At 69.5% G+C, this 23,516-nt stretch carries 22 protein-coding genes; 13 read left to right on the top strand and 9 right to left on the bottom strand.

What is annotated here, in order from left to right:
* Nucleotides 1–188: 188 nt before the first annotated feature.
* A complete protein-coding gene (locus ON34_RS01730; protein WP_245547840.1) occupies nucleotides 189–1,040 on the top strand; it encodes a hypothetical protein in 852 nt (283 codons plus the stop codon).
* Here the strand turns inward: ON34_RS01730 and ON34_RS01725 are convergent.
* The gene (locus ON34_RS01725; RefSeq protein WP_040773527.1) at nucleotides 1,020–1,853 is read right to left on the bottom strand and encodes a DUF1266 domain-containing protein; all 834 of its coding nucleotides are present in this window, start codon (nucleotides 1,851–1,853) and stop codon (nucleotides 1,020–1,022) included. The genes ON34_RS01730 and ON34_RS01725 overlap by 21 nt on opposite strands.
* On the opposite strand from ON34_RS01725, the gene ON34_RS35725 reads away from it, so the two are divergent.
* Nucleotides 1,852–1,998, top strand: a complete 147-nt coding sequence (locus tag ON34_RS35725) for a hypothetical protein (RefSeq protein ID WP_157172141.1) — start codon at nucleotides 1,852–1,854, stop codon at nucleotides 1,996–1,998. The two genes, ON34_RS01725 and ON34_RS35725, sit on opposite strands and share 2 nt — an antisense overlap.
* A gap of 9 nt (nucleotides 1,999–2,007) precedes the next feature.
* On the top strand, nucleotides 2,008–2,271 hold the full coding sequence (locus ON34_RS01720; protein ID WP_040773219.1) for a DUF2277 domain-containing protein: 264 nt from the start codon (nucleotides 2,008–2,010) through the stop codon (nucleotides 2,269–2,271).
* 10 nt (nucleotides 2,272–2,281) lie between these two features.
* On the opposite strand, the gene ON34_RS01715 is transcribed toward ON34_RS01720, so the two are convergent.
* Nucleotides 2,282–3,583 carry a PucR family transcriptional regulator gene (locus tag ON34_RS01715; RefSeq protein WP_051022056.1) on the bottom strand — a complete coding sequence of 434 codons (1,302 nt, stop codon included), beginning with the start codon at nucleotides 3,581–3,583 and terminating at the stop codon, nucleotides 2,282–2,284.
* Between the two features lie 180 nt (nucleotides 3,584–3,763).
* On the opposite strand from ON34_RS01715, the gene ON34_RS01710 reads away from it, so the two are divergent.
* The 3 genes from ON34_RS01710 to ON34_RS01700 all read left to right on the top strand — a co-directional run bounded on the left by ON34_RS01710 (nucleotide 3,764) and on the right by ON34_RS01700 (nucleotide 7,535).
* Nucleotides 3,764–5,389, top strand: a complete 1,626-nt coding sequence (locus ON34_RS01710) for an aldehyde dehydrogenase family protein (RefSeq protein WP_040773218.1) — start codon at nucleotides 3,764–3,766, stop codon at nucleotides 5,387–5,389.
* Nucleotides 5,386–6,219 (top strand): SDR family oxidoreductase, encoded by an 834-nt coding sequence (locus ON34_RS01705; RefSeq protein ID WP_040773215.1) that lies wholly within the window; start codon nucleotides 5,386–5,388, stop codon nucleotides 6,217–6,219. Before ON34_RS01710 ends, ON34_RS01705 begins: the two co-directional genes overlap by 4 nt.
* A 428-nt stretch (nucleotides 6,220–6,647) precedes the next feature.
* The gene (locus tag ON34_RS01700) at nucleotides 6,648–7,535 is read left to right on the top strand and encodes a LysR family transcriptional regulator (protein WP_040773213.1); all 888 of its coding nucleotides are present in this window, start codon (nucleotides 6,648–6,650) and stop codon (nucleotides 7,533–7,535) included.
* On the opposite strand, the gene ON34_RS01695 is transcribed toward ON34_RS01700, so the two are convergent.
* Nucleotides 7,525–8,955: an amidase family protein gene (locus ON34_RS01695; RefSeq protein ID WP_083889092.1), complete on the bottom strand. Its 1,431-nt coding sequence runs from the start codon at nucleotides 8,953–8,955 to the stop codon at nucleotides 7,525–7,527. The two genes, ON34_RS01700 and ON34_RS01695, sit on opposite strands and share 11 nt — an antisense overlap.
* Nucleotides 8,956–9,138: 183 nt before the next feature.
* Between ON34_RS01695 and ON34_RS01690 the strand changes: the two genes are divergently transcribed.
* From ON34_RS01690 to ON34_RS01670, 3 genes are read left to right on the top strand one after another with little or no spacing between them, the layout of a single operon-like run.
* A complete protein-coding gene (locus ON34_RS01690) occupies nucleotides 9,139–11,679 on the top strand; it encodes a protein kinase domain-containing protein (RefSeq protein WP_083889084.1) in 2,541 nt (846 codons plus the stop codon).
* Nucleotides 11,676–14,564 carry a protein kinase domain-containing protein gene (locus ON34_RS33275; protein ID WP_051022054.1) on the top strand — a complete coding sequence of 963 codons (2,889 nt, stop codon included), beginning with the start codon at nucleotides 11,676–11,678 and terminating at the stop codon, nucleotides 14,562–14,564. The genes ON34_RS01690 and ON34_RS33275 overlap by 4 nt, the downstream gene beginning before the upstream one ends.
* Nucleotides 14,561–15,277: a cyclase family protein gene (locus tag ON34_RS01670; protein ID WP_040773207.1), complete on the top strand. Its 717-nt coding sequence runs from the start codon at nucleotides 14,561–14,563 to the stop codon at nucleotides 15,275–15,277. The genes ON34_RS33275 and ON34_RS01670 overlap by 4 nt, the downstream gene beginning before the upstream one ends.
* Before the next feature lie 3 nt (nucleotides 15,278–15,280).
* On the opposite strand, the gene hpt is transcribed toward ON34_RS01670, so the two are convergent.
* The 4 genes from hpt to ON34_RS01650 all read right to left on the bottom strand — a co-directional run bounded on the left by hpt (nucleotide 15,281) and on the right by ON34_RS01650 (nucleotide 19,591).
* Nucleotides 15,281–15,835 (bottom strand): hypoxanthine phosphoribosyltransferase, encoded by a 555-nt coding sequence (gene hpt / locus ON34_RS01665; protein ID WP_040773205.1) that lies wholly within the window; start codon nucleotides 15,833–15,835, stop codon nucleotides 15,281–15,283.
* A gap of 54 nt (nucleotides 15,836–15,889) precedes the next feature.
* On the bottom strand, nucleotides 15,890–16,840 hold the full coding sequence (tilS, locus tag ON34_RS01660) for a tRNA lysidine(34) synthetase TilS (RefSeq protein WP_245547848.1): 951 nt from the start codon (nucleotides 16,838–16,840) through the stop codon (nucleotides 15,890–15,892).
* 182 nt (nucleotides 16,841–17,022) lie between these two features.
* The gene (locus ON34_RS01655; RefSeq protein WP_051022052.1) at nucleotides 17,023–18,117 is read right to left on the bottom strand and encodes an Rv3626c family coenzyme F420 biosynthesis-associated protein; all 1,095 of its coding nucleotides are present in this window, start codon (nucleotides 18,115–18,117) and stop codon (nucleotides 17,023–17,025) included.
* A gap of 13 nt (nucleotides 18,118–18,130) precedes the next feature.
* Nucleotides 18,131–19,591 (bottom strand): D-alanyl-D-alanine carboxypeptidase/D-alanyl-D-alanine-endopeptidase, encoded by a 1,461-nt coding sequence (locus ON34_RS01650; protein ID WP_085996995.1) that lies wholly within the window; start codon nucleotides 19,589–19,591, stop codon nucleotides 18,131–18,133.
* Between the two features lie 197 nt (nucleotides 19,592–19,788).
* Here ON34_RS01650 and ON34_RS01645 point away from each other — a divergent pair, with 197 nt between their 5' ends.
* Nucleotides 19,789–20,280: an inorganic diphosphatase gene (locus ON34_RS01645; RefSeq protein WP_040773204.1), complete on the top strand. Its 492-nt coding sequence runs from the start codon at nucleotides 19,789–19,791 to the stop codon at nucleotides 20,278–20,280.
* Nucleotides 20,281–20,590: 310 nt separating this feature from the next.
* Here the strand turns inward: ON34_RS01645 and ON34_RS01640 are convergent, their stop codons facing one another.
* Together ON34_RS01640 and ON34_RS01635 are read right to left on the bottom strand one after the other, a co-directional pair.
* Complete coding sequence (locus ON34_RS01640; RefSeq protein ID WP_040773202.1) at nucleotides 20,591–20,833, bottom strand: hypothetical protein; 243 nt, start codon at nucleotides 20,831–20,833, stop codon at nucleotides 20,591–20,593.
* Between the two features lie 183 nt (nucleotides 20,834–21,016).
* A complete protein-coding gene (locus ON34_RS01635; RefSeq protein ID WP_040773201.1) occupies nucleotides 21,017–21,838 on the bottom strand; it encodes a crotonase/enoyl-CoA hydratase family protein in 822 nt (273 codons plus the stop codon).
* 197 nt (nucleotides 21,839–22,035) lie between these two features.
* On the opposite strand from ON34_RS01635, the gene ON34_RS01630 reads away from it, so the two are divergent.
* The 3 genes from ON34_RS01630 (at nucleotide 22,036) to ON34_RS01620 (ending at nucleotide 23,499) form a co-directional block, all read left to right on the top strand.
* Nucleotides 22,036–22,350, top strand: coding sequence for a 2-oxo-4-hydroxy-4-carboxy-5-ureidoimidazoline decarboxylase (locus tag ON34_RS01630; RefSeq protein ID WP_245547839.1), 315 nt, complete (start codon nucleotides 22,036–22,038; stop codon nucleotides 22,348–22,350).
* 54 nt (nucleotides 22,351–22,404) lie between these two features.
* Nucleotides 22,405–22,881: a YbaK/EbsC family protein gene (locus ON34_RS01625; RefSeq protein ID WP_040773198.1), complete on the top strand. Its 477-nt coding sequence runs from the start codon at nucleotides 22,405–22,407 to the stop codon at nucleotides 22,879–22,881.
* A 66-nt stretch (nucleotides 22,882–22,947) separates the two neighbouring features.
* The gene (locus tag ON34_RS01620) at nucleotides 22,948–23,499 is read left to right on the top strand and encodes a flavin reductase family protein (protein ID WP_040773196.1); all 552 of its coding nucleotides are present in this window, start codon (nucleotides 22,948–22,950) and stop codon (nucleotides 23,497–23,499) included.
* Nucleotides 23,500–23,516: the final 17 nt, after the last annotated feature.

Raw genomic sequence — 23,516 nt, 5'->3', positions numbered from 1 at the left:
AGACGGAGCGGCGCGAGCGGCAGGCGTGGATGCGGTAGCTCACGTCACCGCGAAGGGCCCCGGGAGCGCCGCGAAGCAGACAGAGCGCAGGGGGTATGGACATAGTCGAGTTACGAACACCCACAGCGATATTGCGTCATGGTCGCGGCAGACTGATCGTGCTGCGGCCCGGGTCCGACGGCGAGCGCGTGCTCGACGTTCCCGTCTCGGACCTGCTCAAGGTCCGGCTGAACCGGCGCGCGGACGACGCGGTGGTCATCGAGATCTACCTGCGATACCCGACGCCCGTGCTCACCGGCGTGCCAGCGGACCGCACGCCGCTGCCGGTCCTGATCGCCGAGCACGACGTCCCCGCGGCCACCGAGATCGTCGAGCGGATCAACGCCCACATCCTGACCACCCAGCGCATCGACGTCGCCGCGCCCGATCTGCATCCGCCCACACCCACCTGGGGCCGCAGTGGCCCCACCCGCGCCGACGTGGACCGGGCGGCGGGCAGGATGACGCCGCGGCGCGAGGCCAAACCGGCGATAGCGGCTCTGCATCGTTACGTGACGCCTGACGAGTATGTCCTGGAGACCGCCGTCGCGGTCGGGCATCCCCCAGCGGGCACCGGTCTCGGCCTGCTCGCCGCGACGACGGGACGGCTGTTGTTCATCGCCATCGGCGAGCCACGGTACGCCTACGAACTGCCCATCCCCGCGGTCATCTGGGCGCGGACGACGAACACTCCCCCGGTCGGCCCCGGCGAGATCGGTCCGGTGCGCGGCACTACGGGCATGGACGTGCACGACGGCAACCGGACGCTGCGTTTCGCTGGCGCCGACCGCGCCGACACCGAGCGGGTCACCTGCGCGGTGAACTTCGCGGTGCGCCGCGAATCCGCGGACGGCGCCGCCGGCTCCGCGGATCCCGGTGTGGCCCAGCTGTATTCGGAATGGGAGCTGCTGGTGGAGCGGCACTCGCTCGGCATGGTCGACGACGCGCAGTTCCAGCGCTACGGCCGCGGCATCCTGCGTTCACTCCCCGACGGGAGCTGAGTTCAGCGCGACCCGCCGCCACGGGCTGGTCGGGCGCAGCCACAGCCGCAGTAGCTCCATGCGGCGGTCGACGCCGCCGTTCTTCAGTTCGGCCAGGTCCTCGCAGGCCTGCCAGTAGGTCCACCCGGTGAGATAGGCGTCCCCGAACTGGCGCCAGTTGCGGTACTTGCGCTGCGCGATCGGCAGAGCGCGCCCGAGATAGCTCCAGGCCACGTCGGCATCGAGGTAGCCGGCGGTGTAGGCCATCCTGGCCACCGCGACGACCCTGGCCAGATCCCAGGCGTGGATGTCGCTGGGCAGCGGCCTGGCCAGGTGATCGGTGAAACCGATCTTGATCGCCTGCGACCAGATGTCGTAGTCGCGGACCAGCGCCTCTGGGTTGTCCATGCCGCGGAACGCGCCGACCTGCCGCAGGAAGGCCCGGTGCCGATCGGCCCGCTCGCCGAAGCGGTCGCGCTCGCTGGCGTTGATCGATGCCGTCACGAGGGGATGCACCAGGGCGTAGAGCGGGGCGTGCATACCGTCCAGCAACTGTTCCATCGACGCCTGCGCCTCGGTTCCGTCGGTGATGCCCCACGCGCCGGTGAGCGTGTCGATGGCCAGTTCCCGCCGGTCGCCGAGCGGATGCGCACGCTCCGGCCCGAGCAGCAGCGCGTCGTGGAACGCGTCCCAGCGCGCGGAGTAGAAGGCCCCGAGAGCCAGCGCCCGCAGCTCGTCGTCGGAGATCGCGGCGCCGGACCAATGGTCTTCCTCACGCTCGTCCAGCTCCGCGTACGGAAACGTCGTCAAGGTCGGTACACCGCGCGCAGACATGACCCGATTGTTCCCCATCCGCCACGGCGCGGGCCGGGTATTGGCGGTTCCGGTGCTCGTCGTCGCGCCGGGAGGCGACGCGGCCGTCGAGCGAATCGATCGCGGCTCGTCTACTTGCCTGACGCGGGCCGTGATCTGGAGCTAGTGTTCTCGCATGTGTAGAAACATCACCGTCCTGCGTGGTCTGGAACCTGCCGCAACCGAGCAGGAAATCTATGCCGCCGCACTGCAGTACGTGCGCAAGGTCGGTGGCGTGTCCGGCCTGAGCTCGACCACCAAACCGGCCGTCGACAAGGCCGTCGCGGCCATCGCAGCGGCGACCACCACCTTGCTCGCGGAGTTGCCCGACCGCAGGGTCGCGCCGACCACCGAGCCACCGCTGCGCCGCCTCGCGGCGCGCGAGGCCGCGGGCGAGTAGTCCGGCCGGTTCAGGGAAGGGCGCCGACGCCGTAGATCGCGACGCAGGTCAGCGCGATTTCCAGCGGCAGACGCCGGTCCTCGATGGTGAATCCAAGGAGGTGTTCGATCCGCTGCATGCGGTAGCGGACCGTGTTCTTGTGTACGCCGAGCAGTTTCGCCGTGGCCTCCGGGCTGCGGTGGCTGCGCAGGTAGGCGTGCAGCGTTTCGCGCAGACGCGCGGTGGTCGCGTCCCCGGCTGCCAGCGGGCCGAGCTCGCGCCGCACCAGTCCGCGCATGGCCGCGTCGTCGGCGCCCGCCAGGTAGGCGATCTCCACCGTGCGATACCCGGTCACCCGCCCGCCCGTGGGCGCGCGCTCGGCGACATTCCGAGCGGCGACCGCCTCGCGATGACTCCGCCGGAAACCCGGGATCCCCCCGCCGGGTACGCCGAACGCCACCCGCACCGGAGACTCGACATGAGCCGCCACAATGCGCTCCACCTCGCCCGGCACGGCGAGTTCGGCGGCGCGTTCCGGGTCGTCCAACCCCGCCCAGGCCCACACCGCGCTGGCGCCGGAGGGGACGGTGAGCACCCGCGCGCTGCCGAGGGACGCGGCCAGGCGAGCCGCGAGCCGGTCCAGCATTCCGGTCGCCTCGCCGTCGGGCTCCCCGGTGGGCTCGTCGGTCCACAGCAAGAAGGCCAGATGCTGCTGGGACAACCGGTAGCCCAGCCGTACCGACGCCTGCTCGAGGTCGACGTCGTCGCCGTCGAGCACGGCGCGGACGGTCTCCGCGCGCCGGTTGAGCGCGGCGCGCAGGACCTGCTCGCGCTCTTCCATGTAGGTCTCGGTGAGCAATTCGACCGACCTGCCCATCCACTTGGTGGCGCGCTCGAACAGCCGCATCAGCACGACGCGCTCGATCTCCGGCGGCGCCTGCCGCTGCTCGATCACCTCGGTCATGTAGTCCAGCACCGCCTCCATGCCCACGTGGTAGACGCGCAGCAGCAGCCGCAATTCGAATCCGCGCCTGGCCACGCTGCGCGCGAACGCGTGCGCCTCCTCCGGCAGTGAGAACTCGAAGGCGTCGCTGGTCAGGCGGCTGAGAACGATCCTGGCGTGTGCCCTCGTGCTGGCCGCGAGATCGCGGCGCATATCGCGATCGGCGAGTTCGGGGATGCGCGCGATGATGACGTCGTCGAGCCGGGTGACGATCCGGTCGAGCGTCTCGGCGCGCATCGTCTCGTAGACGTACTCGGCCAGCCAGTCCCGTACCTGGTCCGGGTCGGGGCTCGGCCTGGTGGCGGCGCGCGGCGACGGGGGAACGGTCATTGCCAGCTCCTTCCGTTCGGGCGGAATCTCGCCGCTATTTGTTTTCCAGGTCCAAAATCACGAGCCAGCATTGACGAATGAGGCCAAGACAGTGCCTGCGGATTGTGTCACGATCATAGTTCAGTGGCCTGATTCACAGGCAGACCGCGGTTCAACACAACGTCAGTGGGAGAACAGCTAGTGACCGATACCGAACCAGCGCCAGGCGCGACCAAGAAGGCCACGGCCAGGAAGACGCAGGCACGCACGAAGACCGCGAAGACCGGCGACGCTCCGGCCGTCATCGAGGTGCGCAATCCAGGCACCGGCCAGATCGTCGGCACGGTGCCGGAGGAGACCGCGGACGCGGTCGCGGCGAAAGTTCGCGAGTTGCGGCTGTACCAGCCGGAATGGGAGGCGATAGGTCCCGACGGCCGCAAGGAGTGGCTGCTGAAGTTCCAGGATTGGTTGATCGACAACACCGACCGCCTGGCCACCGTGGTGCAGTCGGAGACAGCCAAGCCGCGGGTGGACGCCCTGATCGATCCCGGCTTCGCGACCGATCTGATCGGCTACTACGCGCGCCGCGCGGCCAAGTTCCTCGCCGACGACCACCCCTCGCCGCACAGTCCGCTGGCCAGGGTCAAACGACTGACCACGGTGTACCGGCCCTATCCGGTGGTCGGCGTGATCACGCCGTGGAACTTCCCGCTCGCCATGCCGGTGATGGACGTGTTCCCCGCGCTCGCCGCGGGTGCGGCGGTCGTTCTCAAGCCGTCCGAGGTGACCCCGCTATCGGCGCTGGAACTGGCCAAGGGCTGGGCGGAAATCGGCGCTCCGCCGGTCCTCGCGGTGGTCACGGGCGCGGGCGCGACCGGGGCCGCGGTGGTCGGCAACGCCGACTACATCCAGTTCACCGGCTCCACCGCGACCGGGCGGAAGATCGCCGCCGCCTGCGTGGAGCGGATGATCCCCTACAGCCTCGAGCTCGGCGGGAAGGACCCCGCCATCGTCCTGGCCGACGCGGACCTCGATCGCGCGGCGCACGGCATCGCCTTCGGCGGCATGTTCAACTCCGGCCAGGTCTGCATCTCGGTGGAGCGGGTGTACGTCGAGGCGCCGGTCTACGACGAGTTCGTCGCCAAGCTGACCGCCAACATCGAGGCGCTGCGCCAGGGCCTGGACGGACACGACGCGAAGTACGACGTGGGCGCGCTGGCCAACGAGAATCAGGTAGCCGTCGTGCAGCGCCACGTCGACGAGGCCGTCGCCGCGGGCGCGAAGGTTTTGACCGGCGGCAAGCGGGCCGGGTTCGGCACCGCGTTCGAGCCGACCGTGCTCGTCGACGTGGACCACACCATGTCCTGCGTCACCGAGGAGACCTTCGGCCCCACGCTGCCGGTGATGAAGGTGGCCGACGAGGCGGAGGCGATCCGGCTGGCCAACGACTCGGTCTACGGGCTGTCGGCGTCGGTGTGGACGGGCGACAAGGAGCGAGGCGCGCGGATCGCCCGGCAGCTCAACGCGGGCGCGGTCAACATCAACGACGTGTTCGCCAACCTGTTCAGCTACGCGCTGCCGATGGGCGGCTGGGGCCTGTCCGGCGTCGGCGCCCGCTGGGGCGGGGCGAACGGTGTGCGCAAGTACTGCCGTCAGCAGGCGATCACCACGCCGATCCTGCCGACCCAGCAGAAAGAGCTGTTCTGGTACCCGTATTCGATGCCGAAGCTGTTGTTCGCGCTCGGCGCGATGCGCGTGGCGGGTGCGCGCGGTCTGCGCCGCCTCGACCTGCCCGCCCTCCTGAAGCTGAAGGGAGACGCCAAGTGATCGACGCGAAGCGGATACGCGGCAAGGTCGTCGTCATCACCGGCGGCGCCCGCGGCATCGGATTGGCCACGGCCACCGCGCTGCAGGCCCTCGGCGCGCAGATCGCCATCGGCGACATCGACGAGGCCGCGGTCAAGGAGGTCGGCACGGCGCGCGGGTTCGAGCTCTACGGCAAGCTCGACGTCACCGATCAGAATTCGTTCGAGAGTTTCCTCGACGACGTGGAGCGCACGCTCGGCCCGCTCGACGTGCTGATCAACAACGCGGGCATCATGCCGACCGGCAAGCTGGTGGACGAGCCGGATCAGGTGACCCGCCGCATCCTGGACATCAACGTCTACGGCGTGATCCTCGGCTCCAAGCTCGGCCTGCGCCGGATGCTGCCGCGCGGGCGCGGGCACATCATCAACATCGCCTCCCTGGCGGGCGAGACGCACATCCCGGGCCTGGCCACCTACAACGCCAGCAAGCACGCCGTGCTCGGGTTCACCGACACGTTGCGCGAGGAATACCGGGGCACCGGACTGCACTTCTCCTCGGTCCTGCCCACGCTGACCAACACCGAGCTGGGCGCGGGCGTCACCGCGCCGGGCCTGCTGCGTGCGGCCGAGCCGGAGGAGATCGCCGACGCCATCGCCGAGCTGATCGTCGCACCGAAGTCCAAGGTCAGGGTGACCGCGCTGGCCGGGTTCATCGCGCAGGTGGTCGGGCTGCTGCCGGAGAGGCTCGGTGACAGCATCGGCCGCGCGCTCGGGTCCGGACACGCGTTCCTGGACGATGTCGATGCCGCGAAGCGCAAAGCGTATGAGGAGCGCGCCCGCGGAGTGTGATCGGCGCGCCAGTGTCGCGGCGCCGCTGTCCGGGAATTCATCCGGACGGCGGCGCCGCGCCGCGTTCCGGCACACTGCGCGGATGGGTGTCACAAACAATATGTGATGAAAATCACGCGAGCGATCGATTACACCCGCTGGGCGGTCGATAGCGAATGCCCAGCCGATCCTTGGCAACCATTCAGGTGTCCACAATCCGCTATCAACGCCGCCGGTATCCTGCTATCAATGCTGGTCAAACGCCCAACTGCACACCTGCCATCGGATAGTTCGGCGCGTGCCGAGGATTCGCCAACTGCCTAGTGCGGAGCACCATGACAGCCAATATGCTGTCTCTAACAAACCTGCCGACTGTTTCGGCGCCCGTATCCGGACTTTTCGGCCTGATAAGGCTGGAAATTCAGGACTGATTCTGATAGCAAGGGGCTATGGACCCGCATTTGCGCGACCTGCGGTATTTCGTCGCCGTCGCTGAGGAACTGCACTTCACCAATGCCGCTCAGCGGCTGCACATCGCTCAACCCACCCTGTCGCGTCAGATCCGTCAGCTGGAACGCCAGCTCGACGTGGTCTTGTTCGACCGCAACCAGCGCAGCGTCGCGCTGACCGTCGCGGGCAAGGAACTGCTCGAAGGCGCCCGCAAGATTCTCGAGCTGTGGGAAGCCACCAACGTCTCGCTGCAGGAGGCGGGCGAGGTGCTGCGCGTCGGCATTCAGTCCGCGCTCGGCCGCGGCCTGCTCAGCGATCTGGAGAGCGCGAGCGGCCACCGTCTCGCACTGCACGCCGCGTCCTGGACCGACCCGTCCAGTGGGCTCGCTGGGCGTCAGGCCGATCTCGCCCTGGTCTGGCTACCGCTGCCGGATCCGAGCCGTTACCGCTGGCAGGTGCTGCGCACCGAGCCGCGCTGGGTACTGCTCCCGGAGAACCACCCGCTGGCGGGCTCGGAGACCATCGAATTCGCCGACCTGCTCGATGAGCCGTTCGTCGCGCTGCCCACCGAAGCCGGTGCCGTACGCGACTTCTGGCTCGGCAACGAGGGTCGCGGCGGCCGCGCGCCGAAGATCGGCGCCGAGGCCGCGACCCCGGAGGACCGGCTCGAGGCGGTGAGCCTCGGCCTCGGTGTCTGCCTGCTCGCGGAGAACAACGTGCCGATGTACCGCTGGCCCGGCCTCACCGCGCGTCCCGTCTCCGGGCTCGCGCCGTGTGAGCTCGCCGTGGCATGGCGAGCCGACGACAACCGGCCGACCATCCTGGAGTTCGCCGGCCGCGCCGTCGAGGGCGGATTCGCCGCGCAGCAGTCCCCGGTCAGCGTCTGACCGAAGGCGCGGTGCGCGGCCAGGGGTGCCGGGCCTCCAACTGGGCCGCCAGTCGCAACAAGGTGGATTCACTGCCGGGCGGGCCCGCGAGCTGCGCCGCCACCGGCGTCCCCGACGACGGATGCATGCCCATCGGCACGGAGGCGGCGGGCCAGCCGATCAGATTCCACAGCGGGGTGAAGGGTGCGAACCGCGCGCCGGCGAGCAGAGTGGCCGGCCGACCGCGGGAGTGCCAGGCCTCCGCCTTGGGCGGCGGGGCGGCGAGCGTGGGAGTGATCACCACGTCGTATCGGTCGAAGAATTCCAGTAGTCGCGCCTCGACCAGGTCGATCTGGGCTGGGCGCACGAGCCGCAATTGGTGCACCGTCCGGCCGAGGGCCAGGTGGGGCTGACGCGATAGTCGAGCGGACCGGGGTAGAGCCGGAGCGTCGCGCGCCCCCACGGCTAGCCAACGTAGGAAGACCGCGAACAGGGCGTTGCCGTAGGGCACGGCGGTCGTTTCGACGAGATGGCCTGCCGCCGCGGCAACCGAGGCGGCCCTGCGGGCGGCTGCGGTCCAATGCCGGTCGACGCGCAGCAGGCGCGACGGTGGATCCACGGCCAGCCCGATTCGTAGTCGCCCGGGTGGGTCGACCTCGGCTAGATTCGGCCACGCGGCCAGCACGGACAACGCCAGTGCGGCGTCCTGCACCGTTGTCGCCAGCACGCCGTTCTCCACCAGGCCCGGCCAGCCGCCCGCCCCGGCGGCGGTGTAGCACCCGGGCTTGATCCCGAATACCCCGCAGCAGGCCGCCGCGACGCGCACCGAATCGAGGCCGTCACTGCCGTGCGCCAGCGGCACAAGCCCTGCCGCGACCGCCGCACCGGCCGATCCGCCCGCGGTTCGCGCGGTGTTCCACGGGTTGGGCGCGACGCGATCCGGAGCCCGTCCCGAGCCCGATCCGTCCTGCTCGTCTGCTGCGCCGAGCGCGAGGACCACCGCGCCCGCGTCGCGCAGCCGGGCCGCCACCGGATGCCCGGCCACCGACTCCCACGGCAGGGGCTCGCCCGCGATCGAGGCGCCCTGTTCGACCGCGACGGGCACACCGGCCAGCGGCAGCACGTCGAGGTCGTCCCGGTCCGCCAGCGCGACGGCTTCGGACATGACCCGCTCGGTGCGCAAAACCGGGAGCGCGTTCGATTCCCGCTCCGCCGCCGCGATTCGAGTCGCTGCCTCCGCCATTACCAGGCTGGGCAGCAGCACGCCGTCGCGCACACCCGCCGCGATCGTCGCGGCGGTGCCGTGCCCGGGATCATGGTCGACTTCCCGACCGCGCCCGAAGCGCGTATCGGCGGTCCTGCCATTGCGAATCGTCGTTCGGGGCGCGGTTGTTCGCATCGAGATCGAACCGTTCGCCATCACGGCGGCATCGTCGGACATGTGCTGGTCATCCCCCGTCGCATCGTTGTCGAAATCGGGTGATCCACTGTCGAGCCGCAAGTTATCATTTCGAATAGGGCGCGGGGGATGATGGTGTCGGGTGTGGCGGAGAATTTTTGCGGCACATCCACTCACCGACCACTGCGGATTCCGCGGCGTCCGCCGAGCCCACTAGGTCCCAGTATGAGTGCGAACTCCGAGAGCAGTTCCGATACCTACACAGGTATGGCCGCCGGTGCGGGCTATGGCGACCTGTCACATGTCGAATTCAGCGCGGTGGCGGCCTTCTCCGCAGCGTGGGAATCCACTCATCGCCCGCCCGAGATCGCCCAGTACCTGCCCGACGCGACCACCTTGCGCCGGGAGGCGTTGGTCGAGCTCATCCGGGTCGATTTACGCCATCGCTGGCTGCGCCGTCCCGCGGCAGCCAAGGATGCCGCGCCGGAACCAGCCGCACGTAAACGCCTGGCCGATTACTGCGCCGAATTTCCCGAACTCGCTCCCGAGGAAATCCCGGCCGGTCTGGTGTACGAGGAGTTCGTCATCCGCCGCCACAGCGGGGAACGGGTCGATCCACGAGATTGTCTGCGCGAATATCCGCATCAGGCGGAGGAACTGCGCGCCCTGTTGAACGCCGACGAGATAGACCAGAGCACCCGGCGCGCGGTTCTGGAAGATTCCACCGCCTTCGCGCACACTCGCTCGGCTTTCGACGACACCGCATTGAACCAAACCGTCGAGCCTGTTCGTGGTTCTGAGGTGACCAGAACGACCGCCGCTGATCTGACGGGCACGGCCACCGCCGTGCCCACCACGATCGCGTCCGGGCCGAGCCAGGTCAACGCGCTCGACCGCATCCGAATCGGTCAGCGGATCGACGATTTCGACCTGCTGACCGGTTTGGGCAGCGGCGCCTTCGCCCGGGTCTTCCTCGCGCGGCAGCGGTCACTGCAGCGGCTGGTCGCGGTCAAGATCTCCGCCGATCACGGCACCGAGCCGCAGACGCTGGCTCAGCTCGACCACGACTACATCGTGCGGGTCTTCGACCAGCGGCTGCTCGACGAGGCCGAGGGCGCCGCGCGCCGACTGCGGCTGCTCTACATGCAGTTCCTGCCGGGTGGCACGCTGCTCGGCGTGCTGCGCTGGGTGCGCTCCACTCCGCCCGCCGAACGCAGTGGGCAACTGCTGCTGGACGCCGTCGACGCGGCCATGGAGGAGAAAGGCGAGATCCGGCCGACCGACTCCAGCGTGCGAGCCGAGATCGCGGCGCTGAGCTGGCCGGAGACGGTGGCCTGGCTCGGACGCAGGCTGGCCGAGGCGCTGGACTACGCCTCCTCGCACGGCGTGCTGCACCGGGATGTGAAACCGGCCAACGTGCTGCTCACCGCCGAAGCCGTGCCGAAACTGGCCGACTTCAACATCAGCTTCAGCCGCAATGTGGAGGGCACCAGCCCGGTCGCCTACTTCGGCGGCTCACTGGCCTACATGTCACCGGAGCAGCTGGAGGCCTGTCATCCCGGTTTCGACCGCGGCGCCGCCGACCTGGACACCCGCGCCGACATCTACTCGCTCGGCGTGGTGCTCTGGGAACTGCTCACCGGAGCCAAGCCGTTCGACGACAGCACCGCGGGGGCGGGCGATCAGAGCGACGACACCACCCTGGAGGCCATGCTGGAGCGCCGCAGCGCAGGCGTGGACGCCGCGGCGCTGGATCGAGTTCCGCCCGACTGCCCGGCCGCCCTGCGGCGCATCCTGCTGAGCTGCCTCGCGCCCGATCGGGACGGCCGGTGGTCCAGCGGCGCGGTCCTGGCCAGACAGCTGGAGATGTGCCTGGACCAACGCGCGCGGGAACTGGTGGACCCCGCGCCGAACAGCTGGCGGCGGCGGCTGCGTCCGCACATCGTGCTCGTGGCGCTGCTGTCGGTGGCACTGCCGAATGTGCTCGCCTCGCTGTACAACATCCAGCACAACCAGCACCTGATCATCAGCCGGATGACCGAGGAAGCCGAGCGGACGTTCCTCATCATCACCAGCGTCGTGAACGCGATCTTCTTCCCGACCGGCATCGCGCTCGTGTTGTACATGGCCAGATACGTGCTGACGGTGCCGCGCGGATTGCGCAAAGGACGACGATACGACCCGGACACCCTGCGACGTGCCAGACGGGACGCGCTGCTGATGGGCGATCGCGCTGTGGCCGTGGCCTTCTCGCTGTGGGTGCTGGCGGGCGCCATCTTCCCGCTCGCGCTACAGCTGTCCACCGGAGACATACCGCGAGGGGACGTGGTCCACTTCTTCTCCTCGCTGGTGGTGTGTGGGGCGATCGCGGTGGCCTATCCGTTCTTCCTGCTGACCTTCTACATGGTGCGGTGCATCTATCCGTTGTTCCTGCGGCACGGGGATATCAGTCCCGAGGACGCGGTATGGCTGCGTGGGCTCGACCAGCGCTGCAACTGGTACCTGGCGGTGGCCGCGTCGGTGCCGCTGCTCGCGGTCGCCGGAGTGACCTTCCTCCCCGCCGAAGACATCCCGTCGGTGATCTTCCCGGTCCGTCTGCTGTGCGTCGGCGGCATAATCGCGTTCGTGGGCACCTATCTGCTGTTCCGTGCGCTGGAGGCGGACCTGAGGGCGCTGGAGCGCGTGGTCGACCCGGAATCCGCCGTAGCGGACGCGCGCCACGACCGGCAGGCGCGTGAAGCGGACGCGGCGGAGACCGGCAGGTGACCTCCTCGCGCACCGACGCTGTCGCGCGGTTCGCCACCGCATGGCAACGCAGTCTCCAAGGCGATCGGTTGCCGCCGCGGATCTCCGACTATGTGCCCGACGGCACGCAGGTGCGCCTGGCCGTGCTCACCGATCTGGTGCGGGTCGACCTGCGGCGGCGCTGGGAACGCGAAGGACTCGGCAAGCGAGTAGCCGAGTACCGCGCGGAATTCCCCGAAGTGGACACCAGCCCGGAACTCGTCGAACTCGTCTGCGAGGAGTTTCTGGCGCGCCGCAGACGCACGCCGCTGCCGCTGCCGGACTTTCTCGCCGAGTACCCGGATCTGGCCGACGAGGTCCGCGAACGCCTCGCCGCCTTCGCCGCCTTCGACGCGTCCGAGGTCGAAACGGCCGAGTCGAGCGAAGCCGCCGCCGCGCTGGCCGATCTCGTCCCTGGCCTGCGGGTCGATGACTTCGACCTGCTCACCGACCTGGGCGCAGGCCTGCTCGGCCGCGTCTTCCTGGCCAGGCAGCGATCCATGCAGCGGCTTGTCGCCGTGCGGTTCTCGGCCGGACGGGCGGGCGCGCCGCACACGATGGCCCAGCTCGACCACGCGCACATCGTGCGCGTCTTCGACCAGCGAGTGCTCAGCGCACATGCCCTGGCCGTTCCCACTCCCTCGGCCCGCGAGCACAAGGTCGCCGTCGCACCCGACGCAAGCGCCGCCATCGCCGCACCACGGCCCGCCCTCGACACCACTGTCGCGGTGCCCCTCGATCCGGACGCCACGATCGCCGGGCAACCTGCCGCACCTCAGGCAACGGGCCCTGGCGACCGAGCCCAAGACGCGACCGTCGCCGCACCACGGGTGCCCGACGAAGACGCCACCATCGCCGAGCAGCCACCTGATCTCGAAACCACTGTCGCCGCGCCCTTCGATCCAGACGCCACAATCGCAGGGCAACCCGTCTCCCGTGACGCAATGGGCCCTGCCGACCAAGCCGGAGACGCGACCGTCACCGCACCACACGCGCCAGACGAAAATGCCACCATGGCCGAGCCGCCGCCCGGCCTCGACACCACCACCCACGCACTCGAGCCGGACGCTGTGACCGGTACGCCGCGCCATGCTCCGCACCCACGGCACAACGGCCCGGAACCGTCCGACGAAACATCCACCGAATCGGCCGAAGGCACCGCCGTCCTCGACCACCCCGAGGTGACGCTCGTCGACCGATCGACCGAATCCTCGACGCTCGTCGGTTCGCCGGACCGCATCGCGGCCACATCTCCGCGCGACGCGACCCCCTCGATTCCTTCGGGTGCCAGGACGGCCCTCCCTCGCCTCGTCTACATGCAGTACCTGCCGGGCGGCACCGCGGTCGGCGTGCTCGAGCAACGTCGGCGTGGTCCGGTGGCCGACGGCGGCGCGCTGCTGCTGCGCGCGGTGGACAGCGCCATGGAGGCCAAGGGCGAGATCCGGCCGTCGGATTCGAGCGTGCGGGACGAGATCGCGCGGCTGAGCTGGCCGGAGACCGTGGCGTGGGTGGGCAGGCGGCTGGCCGACGCGCTGGATTACGCCGCGCACCACGGCGTGCTGCACCACGACATCAAACCGGCGAACGTCCTGTTCACGGCGGAGGGCATTCCGAAGCTCGCGGATTTCACGCTCGGCGAGTCGGGATCGCGCACCAACGGAGCGCCGACCGCCGCCGTCGCCGCGGACTCGCTGGCCTACCGCTCACCCGAGCAGTTGGCGCGCTACCTCGATCCCGCCGCGCCCGCCCCTGGCGACAGCAGCGACGTGTATTCCCTCGGGGTCCTGCTGTGGGAGATGCTCACGGGCGCGACCCCGTTCGAGGACCCACCGCTCACCGACTCCAACACCACCGCGGACACCTACGCGGGGATGCTCGCGGTGCGCCGACGCGGCGTCTCAGCGGTGGCGCTGTCGCGCGTGCCGGAGGGGACACCGGCCGCACTGCGCCGCGTGCTGCTGGAATGCCTGCACGCCGACCCGAAGCGCCGCTGGCGCAGCGGCGCCGAACTCGCTGGTCAACTCGACCTGTGCCTGGACTCCCGCGCACGTGACCTGGTCGATCCCCCGCCGGACAGCCTCGCCTACCGGGCCCGCGGCTGGCTGCTTCCGATCGCGGCGCTGTGCATCGGCGTGCCGAACGTGCTGGCGAGCTTCTACAACATCCAGCTGAACCAGACGCTGATCATCGACCGGATGTCCGCGACCGACCAGGAGAAATTCGCCGCGGTCGGATTGATCAACAACCTGATCGCGTTTCCGGTGGCCGCGCTGCTACTGCTGTTCCTCACCCGGCGCCCGCTCACTCTCGCCTACCGTCTCAGACGCGGTCGCGAGTACTCCGCGCGCACGCTCGCGAAAGCGCGGCGCGACACGCTGCTGATGGGCGACTGGGCGGTCTGGGTGCCGTTCGGCTTCTGGCTGGTCGCGGGCATCGTCTGGCCGCTGGGACTGGCCTTCTCCGGTGTGGATCTACCGCCGAAGACCTTCATGCATTTCTTCGCCGCGCAGGTGGTGTGCGCGGCCATCGCGCTGGCCTATCCGTTCTTCCCGATCATGGTCTACGCGCTGCGCTCGGTCTATCCACAGCTGTTGGTGCGTGGCGGGATCGGTCCCGGGGACGAGCGCCAGCTGCGGGCCCTGGCCAAGCGCGGCAATTTCTATCTCGGCGTCGCGGCGTCGGTTCCGCTGCTCGGTGTGGCGAGCGCGACCTTCGTCGACGCCGCCGACCTGGGTTCGGTGATCGTTCCGGTGCGCGTACTGAGCGTGGGTGGCATTCTGGCGTTCGTGCTGACCTACCGGTTGTTCCGGCTCCTCGAGTCCGACCTGCTCGCCGTGGCGAGGGCGATTCCGCAGAGAACGCGATGACCGCACCGCGGCCGCTGGGGCGGTTGGTGAGTCTGTCGCACGTGCACGACCCGGCCACCACGCCGCTGTACCCGGACGATCCGGAATTCCGCACCGACATCGTGGCCACCATCGCGAACGACGGCTACTACCTGCGCTACATCCAGCAGGGTGAACACACCGGAACCCACTGGGGCGCGCCGATCCACTTCGACGCCGACGGGCTCGCCGCGGACGAGCTGGACCTGGACGACCTGCTGCTGCCCGCGGTGAAGATCGACCTCAGGCAGCGGTGCGCCAACGATCGCGACTACGCGATCACGGTCGACGACCTGCGCCAGTGGGAGGTGAAGCACGGCCGGATTCCGGACGGCGCAGCGGTGATCGTCTGGACCGGCTGGGACGCCAAGTGGGGTACCCCGGAGTTTCTCGGTACCGGCGAATCCGCGGGCCGCCAACCGGGTTTCGCGGTGGAGACGGTGGAATGGCTGTTGCGCACCGGCAGGCTCGGCCACCGCGGCGCGCTCGGCATCGACACATTCGGCCCGGACGTGGGCACCGATGACACCTACGCGGTGTCGAAGCTGCTCTACGGCGAGCATCGGATCAGCCTGGAATGTCTGGCCAACCTCGCCGAGCTGCCCGCCTCAGGGGCATGGGTCCTGGTGGGCGGCCCGCTCTATCGCGACGGATCCGGTTCCCCCGCAACGATTTTCGGCATCCTGCCCAGGTAGCGGTCAGCCCCCGTAGACCTTCGGGTCCAGCGTGCCGATGTAGGGCAGGTCCCGGTAGCGCTCCGCGTAGTCGAGACCGTAGCCGACGACGAATTCGTTCGGGATGTCGAAGCCGACGTGCGCGACGTCCACGTGCGTGCGTAGCGCGTCGGGCTTGCGTAGCAAGGTGACCACCTCGAGCGACGCGGGGTTGCGGGTGGACAGGTTGCGCTTGAGCCAGGACAGGGTGAGCCCGGAATCGATGATGTCCTCGACGATCAGGACGTTGCGACCGGCGATGTCCTTGTCCAGGTCCTTCATGATGCGCACCACGCCGGAGGACGAGGTGGACGACCCATAGGACGAGACGGCCATGAACTCCATCTGGGTCGGGATCGGCAGCGCCTTGGCCAGGTCGGTCATGAAGAAGATCGCGCCCTTGAGCACGCCGACCAGCAGGAGATCGCCCTCGGGCGCATCGGCGGGATAGCGCTTGGCGATGAGTTCGGCCAGCTCCTGGGTCTTGGCGGCGATCTGTTCCTCGGTGATCAGTACCGACGCGATGTCGTCCCCGTACACGTCAGCTGGATTCCTTCCGTGGTGGTGAAGCCCGATGGGCCGGTGGAGTCTGCGTCATCGCCTCCGATGGCCATCCTCGCCCAGCCGCAGTGTCAGCCTGCCATGTTCGCGCCCGGCGACCAACCTGCTGCCGGGCGTTCCTCCACCGACCGCGACACCGCCCTGGCCACGCCAAGCGGTCACCAACTCGTCGACGGCCTGTAAATGCTTGTTGGTCAGGGCTTTCGCGCCGCCCGCCAGCAGCCATGCCCGAATTGCCCGTTTCCGCAGGGCCGCGGGCGCAGTGGCGAGCGTCTCGATCACGAGCGTTTGCCCATCACTCGCGGTGTGCAGCAGTTCCGTGGCGAGCGCGTCGAGCACCGCGCCGTCTTCCCGCAGCTGCTCGGCGGTGCGGGCCAGCGCCGGGGCCACCCCGCCGCCGAGAATCTCCTCCAGCAGCGGCATTACCTCGGTCCGCAGGCGAACCCTGGTGAACTCCGGCGCGACGTTGTGCGGGTCGTCGTGCGGCGTCACCCCCAGATCCGCGCACAGCTGCCGGGTCGTCTCCCTGCGCACACCGAGCAACGGCCGCCCCCACGGCTCGGCACACGCGGACATGCCCTGAATCGAGCGCCCACCGGAGCCGCGCGCGAGGCCGAGCAGCACGGTTTCGGCTTGATCGTCGAGCGTGTGGCCGAGCAGCACCGGCAGACCGTTGCGCGCCGCGTCCAGTGCGGCGTATCGAGCCCGGCGCGCCGCCGCCTCCACCCCTCCCTCGGTGCCGACCTCGACCGCGATCACGCGTGCGGACCGACAGCCGAGCGCGAGCGCCTGTGCCGCCGCCTCGGCGGCGACCGCACCGGATCCTGGCTGCAACCGGTGATCGACCACCAGCGCGTCGACCGCGTTCGTCTCCACCACCGCCGCCGCGGTGAGCGCCAGCGAATCCGCGCCGCCGGACAGCGCCACCGCGACCGCCTGCTCCTCGGTCTCGCCTGGACCGAACCGACTCAGCCACTCCCGCATCGCCCTGCGGACGGCGAGCACGGCGGGGGTCTCCGGCAGACGCCTGGCGGCATCGGACGCAGGCGGCCCCCCAGAACCCGATGACCCGGCCTCCGAACCCGAGCGCCCGGGTGTGGTTCCTGGCGCACGCCCCATGCGCGCAGCCTACCGCCACGGCGTACCGATCGGGATCTCCGAGCGATCTACCCCAGCACCCGTTCGATCCACCGCTGCGGGTTCTCGATCTCGTCGGTGCGCGGCAGGGCGTCCGCCTCGGACCACACCGTGTTGAACCGGGTCATGCCGACGCTGCCGACCACCTCGTCGACGAACTTCTTGCCGCGCACATACTGCGCGACCTTCGCGTCCACGCCGAGCAGGGCGCGCAGCAGGCGTTGCAGCGGGTTGGTCGGACGCCTGCGGCGCTGATCGAACGCGGTGCGGATCTGCTGCACCGACGGAACGACCGCGGGACCCACCGCGTCCATGACGTGATCGGCGTGCCCTTCCAGCAGGGTGCCGAGCATGAGCAGGCGGTCGAGCGCCTCGCGCTGCGGCGGCGCCTGGGTGGCGCGCAGCAGGCCGACCACCCCACGCGCGGCCGGGTCGTCGGGGACACCGCCGCGCCGACGTTCGCGCACCTCCTCGACCAGCCGGGACAGCATCTCGGCCAGCGGCTCGTCACCGACTTCGCCGAGCACTTCGACGTTGGCGCGCATGTATTCGGTCAGCCACGGCGCGGAGGAGAACTGCACTCGATGCGTCACCTCGTGCAGGCAGACCCAGAGTCGGAAATCGCTCGTCGACACCCCGAGCGCGCGCTCCACCGCCACGATGTTCGGCGCGACCAGCAGCAGGGTGCCGTCGGCCCCCGTGAACGGGTCGTATTGGCCGAGGATCGCGGTGGACAGGAACGCGAGCATCGCGCCCGCCTGCACACCGGCGGGCTTGCCCGCGAACAGCCTGGTCGCCGCGGGTGCGCCGCCGGTGCCGGTGAGCTCGGCCATGGAGTCGGCGGCGGCGGTGATCCAGCCGGGCCGGTCGACGATCCTGGCGGCGGGCACCGGGCGGTCGTCCAGCAATCCGCTGACCTCGCGCACCGGCGCTTCGGCGCGGACGGATGCGTCGGCCAGTTCCGCGACGACCTGCTCAGCCGAGTAGCGCGACGTGCGCGGACCCGCTGGCACCAGGGCGGAACCGGTCTTCGCGGCCAAGCGCCAATCGACAACGCCGGACAGACCCGTACGACCCTTCCGCCGCTCGACCGCGCCCACGGGGCCGGAATCTTGCTGGGTCATGGTCAACCACCCGTCATGAGCATCCACAGTTTCGCAGCGTGCCTGCGATCGCGTCCAACGCGGGCCTGCTCACCTCCGGTGGTCGATCGTTCGACATCAGAGCGAAGGTCAGCACCCGCCCATCGGCGTCCAGCACATATCCGACCAACGCGCTGGACACCGACAGAGTTCCGGTCTTGGCCCGCACCCAGCCGGCGCCTTGCCGGTCCCTGGTGACGTATCGGCTGGTCAGCGAGCCGGTTGCACCCGCGACCGGCAGATCGTCGAGCATCGGCGCCAAGGTCGCCGCGATCCGGTCGTTCTCCGGCTTGGCCTTGGTGCCCGCCGGTTGCACCACGGCCGCGCCGCTGGGCTTGGCCGCGGTCGCCACGACTCGGTCGAGCAGCCGGGCCGGAATCCGATCGTCGACCGAAAGCCCGCTGCTGTCGTGCATATCCAAGCCGGTGAGATCGAAACCGGCCGTGCTCAGCGCCGCCCGCACCGCGGCGACCCCGCCGCTGAAGGAAGCCTCGCCGCCGGTCGCCGTCGCGATCTCCCGTCCGATCGCCTCGGCGAGCACATTGTCGGAGTACACCATCGTGTCGCGCAGCCGATCGCGCAGCGGCGCCGACCGCACGCTGGCGATCTCGGCGGCGCCCTGCGGCGCCGCACCGATCCTGACCAGAGCGGGATCGAGCCCTAGGTCGGCGGCCAGGCGCCGTCCCGCGTCCAGTGCGGGCGTGGCGGTGCGCGGTGAGTATTCGACGAGCGGTTGCAGGCGCCCGCCATCGAGCATCACCGGCTCGATCGGCGCGATCGACCCCTCGGGGATGTCGATCGGGTCCCAGCCCTGAGCCATGGTCGGACCGGTGTAGGCGGAGGTGTCGACGACGATCGTGTCCACCGGTCGGCCGGAAGCTTTGATCTGCGCCACCAGATCGGACAGGCGCGGCCCGTTCGGGTAATAGCCCTTGCCGTCCGGCTGCGCGGTGAGCGTCGGATCGCCGCCGCCGACCAGCACCAATTCGTTCGGCGTCGAACCGGCGACCACCTTGGTGGTCACCCGGTGCTCGGCGGGCAGCGTGAGCAGGGCCGCCGCGGTGGTGAGGATCTTGGCGGTGGAGGAGGGAATCATGGGTTTGTTCGCGTCGCCGCTCCACAGCACCATGGCGCTGTCGGCATCGGTCACCTGACCGGCGAACGCGCCGAGATCCGGATTGCCGAGCACCGGGGCCAGCGCCGCGGCGATCCCGGCCGGACTCGGCGCGGAGGCGTTCGAGCGTGCCGGGCCGACCTGTGGCGACGGCTCGACCGGCGCGGGCGGGGCGGCGATGGTCAGCCTGCCGTGCCGGAATTCGGCCGTCCACGGCCGCACTGTGAAAAGCGCCACGACCACGACCCCGAGCAGAACTCCCAGCGTGACCGCGACGCCGATCGATCTGTTGCGCCGCCGCCGGGCAGCCAGCCCACCGATGTTCTCGTTGCCACCAAACACGTCGCCGCCGCTCTCCTGACCGATTCCCGCAGCAGCCGCCTGCCGCACCCATCTCCCCGCCGACCACACTATCCTCGTTGCGCAACCGTTCCCCCGAACAACCTGGCGAGTCGGCACACTCCGCAGCGGCCGAGTCGGCAGTCGCCGAAAAGAAGCCGAGTCGCCGGGCTCGGCACCGATGCAGTGAAGGAGATGGCGTGGAGTTCGACGTCACCATCGAGATCCCGAAGGGGTCCCGGAACAAGTACGAGGTCGATCACGAGACCGGCCGGGTCCGGCTCGACCGGTTCCTGTACACGTCCATGGTCTATCCCGCCGACTACGGCTACATCGAGAACACCCTCGGCGAGGACGGTGACCCGCTGGACGCGCTGGTCCTGCTGCCCGACTCGGTGTTCCCCGGCGTGATCGTCGAGGCCCGTCCGGTCGCGATGTACAAGATGGTCGACGAGGCGGGCGGCGACGACAAGATCCTGTGCGTGCCCGCGGGTGACCCGCGCTGGGACCACATCCAGGATCTGAAGGACGTCCCGGAGTTCGAGCTGGCCGCGATCAAGCACTTCTTCGAGCGCTACAAGGACCTCGAGCCCGGCAAGTACGTGAAGGGTTCGGAGTGGGTCGGCCGCGCCGAGGCCGAGGCCGAGGTGGAGGCTTCCATCCAGCGCCTGAAGGACCAAGGCTCTCATTGATGTGCAGCGCCTGCGGCGCTGCGTGTTCACGGCCACCTTGTGGCTCGTGTCCGAGCGACCGCCGCTTGCGACTTCGTCGCTTGCGCGGCGGCCACTCGGACACGAGCCGGGCCGCGAACGGACAATGCTCGATCTCGCTTCGCTCGAAAGCGGGGGCTGCGCCGATGTGGTCGCGTGCGGCGGCGTCCCGGACACCGGGGTTCGCGGTGCAATCGCGGCTGCCGGGCTCGAGCTTTCCGTAATCCGTCGAGGACCGAAAAGCGAAAAGGGACATCCGGATACCGGATGTCCCTTCTCAGTGACAGGTGGCTCAGTAGTAGATGTAGAGGTCCCAGCCGCCGTAGGTCTCGACGCACTCCCAGTAGTAGCCGCCGGTGCTCGGCGAGATGCCGTCGGCGCGGCAGGCGTCGAAGGTGGCGTAGGTGCCGACGTAGGTGCCGCCATAGGCGACGTCCTGGTAGACCGGCGCGGCCGAGGCCGAAGCTGCCGTCGACACCCCGGCGACGGCGGCGGTGGCCAGAAGACCAGCGGCGAGGATGGACTTGATGCGCATTGTTCGTGCTCCTGAATGCGGGGCGGAATTTCTGACATCACGAACGTTATGGGCGATCGCCGCCCCGCACAGCCACCCCTAGGGTGACGGAAACGCAACCCTGGGGCGAATCACCTTCCCCACCCTTCACGCCCGGCCGGGTCGGCACGGCGCGTCCGGTCCGGCCCGGACGCGCCGTCGGACTCACTTGCCGCGGAACTCCGGCGCGCGCTTCTCGAAGACCGCCTTGATCGCCTCGGTCAGGTCCTCGGAGGGCAGGAACGCGGCATTCCACGCCGAGACGTAGCGCAGACCGGCGGCGACTTCGTCCTTGCGCCGCTGATCCAGCACGTCTTTGACACCCTGCACGACCAGCGGCGGGTTCGCGGCGATCTCGCGCGCGGTGGCGTGTGCCGCGTCCAGCACCGCCTCCTGATCCGGGAAGACCTCGTTGACCAGGCCGATCTTCTCCGCGCGCGCGGCATCGATGTCCTTGGCGGTGTAGGCGAGCTCACGCAGGTGCCCCTCGCCGATGATGCCGGGCAGCCGGTGCAGCGACCCGATGTCGGCGACGATCGCGACCTTCGCCTCGCGCAGGCTGAATTTCGCGTCGGCGCTGGCGTAGCGGATGTCGGCGGCCGCGATGAGGTCGAGCCCACCGCCGATGCACCACCCGGAGACCGCGGCGATCACCGGCTTGCGGCAGTCCGCCACCGCGGTGACCGAAGCCTGCATCTTGCGCAGCTCGATCAGGAAGTCGGTGCGCGGCGCGGCCAAGGCGCGATCGGCCATGAGCGGGCCGAACGTGCCGCTCATCGCGGGCAGGTCGAGTCCGTAGGAGAAGTGCTTGCCCGAACCGGTCAGCACGATCGCGCGGACCTCGGGGTCGGTGTCCAGCGCGTGGAAGATCTCCGGCAACTCGCGCCAGAAATCCGGGCCCATCGCATTGCCCTTGCCGGGACCGGTCAGCGTCACCTGCGCGACGTTGTCCTTGGTTTCGACGGTGAAAGCCTGCCAATCTGTCATTTGTACAGCGTATCGAGAGAATGGGAGACCGGAACCCCGGGCCGGGCCATCTCGGCGGCAAGTGCATACCGCGCAAACCTCGCAGCGTGTAAATCCTGTGCAAATTAGCGGCAGCGCACTGGTTCCCGGTTCCGCGCAGGCCGGATCATGGTCGAGTCAGCAAACCTCATTTCTCGGGTTCGGAGGAGATCATGCTGATGCATCGCGGAATCGGGCTGGACCGGTTCAATGAAATGCCGCGTGGCCGCGCGATTCACGCACTGTACGAATGCTGCTGCAACGTCACGTGGGCGGCGAAGCTCACCGACGCCCGCCCCTATCCCGACCGGGACGCGCTGCTCACCAAGGCGGATGTCGAGCTGCTCGCCCTGTCCCAGCGAGATGTCGACCGCGCCTTCGAAGCGCTTGTGCACGAGCAGGTCTCGCCGCGCGACCTGGCTCAGCTCGCGCGCATCACCCGTGCCCGGATCGCCGGGATGCTCGGCCCGAGCGAGGGCTATCCGGAATACTGAGTCGGCGGCGCGACTCGCCCGGCGTACCGCCCGCAATCGCTCTACCCTGGTGGGATGCGCAGGTCGTCATTGCCACCGGTCGCCTGCCGGGTCGCCGACACCCTCATCTCCCGAGGTCACCACGGCCTGATCATGGCTCAGCCGGAGCCGACGCACACCGCCGCGGACGCCGCCAGAGCGCTCGGCGTCGACGTGGGCGCGATCACGAAATCACTGGTCTTCCTGCTCGACGACGACCCGGTGCTGCTGCTGGTCTCCGGGGCGCACCAGGTGGACCTGGCGAACACCGGCGCGCGCCTGGAGGGCACGCTGACCCGCGCCCCCGCCAAGCTGGTGCGCGAGGTCACCGGCCAGCCGATCGGCGGTGTCGCGCCGGTCGGCCATCCGACCAACCTGCCGACCTGGGTGGACAACGCGCTGTCGCGACATCGCGAACTCTGGGCCGCGGGCGGCCACCCGAACACGATTTTCCGCACGTCGTTCCCGGAGCTGCTGCGGATCACCGCGGGTCTTCCGATCGACGTGGACTGAACCGGTGGGCCGCCTCCAGCACCACGCGCTCCACACCGGCTCGCAGGCCCGGCGTAGTTTCGTCCTGTGACAGAAGCACCGCGGCCCGAGACCGAACTCCAGGTCCCCGACGATCTCAGCGGCATCACCGCCGAGCAGTATCGCGCCTCCATGCGCCACTACCCCGCGGGCGTCACCGTCGTCACGCTGAGTTCGCCGCGCGGGCCGGTCGGCTTCACGGCCACCTCCTTCGCCTCGCTGTCACTGGACCCGCCGCTGGTCTCGTTCAACATCGCGCACACGTCCTCCAGCCTGACCGCCATGCTGGACGCGGACTCCGTGGTCATCCATTTCCTCGGCGAACACCAGCAGCACCTGGCCCACCGGTTCTCCCGCGCCGCCGAGGAGCGATTCACCGACCGCTCCCTGTGGACCTCCCTGGACACCGGCGAACCGGTCCTGCACGGCACCCCCATCTGGCTGCGCACCGCCGTGCACCAGCTCATCCCCATCGGCGACCACACCTTCGTCGTCGGCCTGGTCACCCGGGTCCACGACAACACCGACGAAGAACCCGCCGCGGCCCCGCTGCTCTACTACAACGGCCGCTACTACCGCCCGACGCCGCTGGGCGATTGAGGTCCACCTCGAGGTCG

It is taken from the genome of Nocardia pneumoniae NBRC 100136, assembly GCF_000308755.1.
Classification (GTDB): domain Bacteria; phylum Actinomycetota; class Actinomycetes; order Mycobacteriales; family Mycobacteriaceae; genus Nocardia; species Nocardia pneumoniae.
This window is presented reverse-complemented; position numbering and strand designations above follow the sequence as displayed.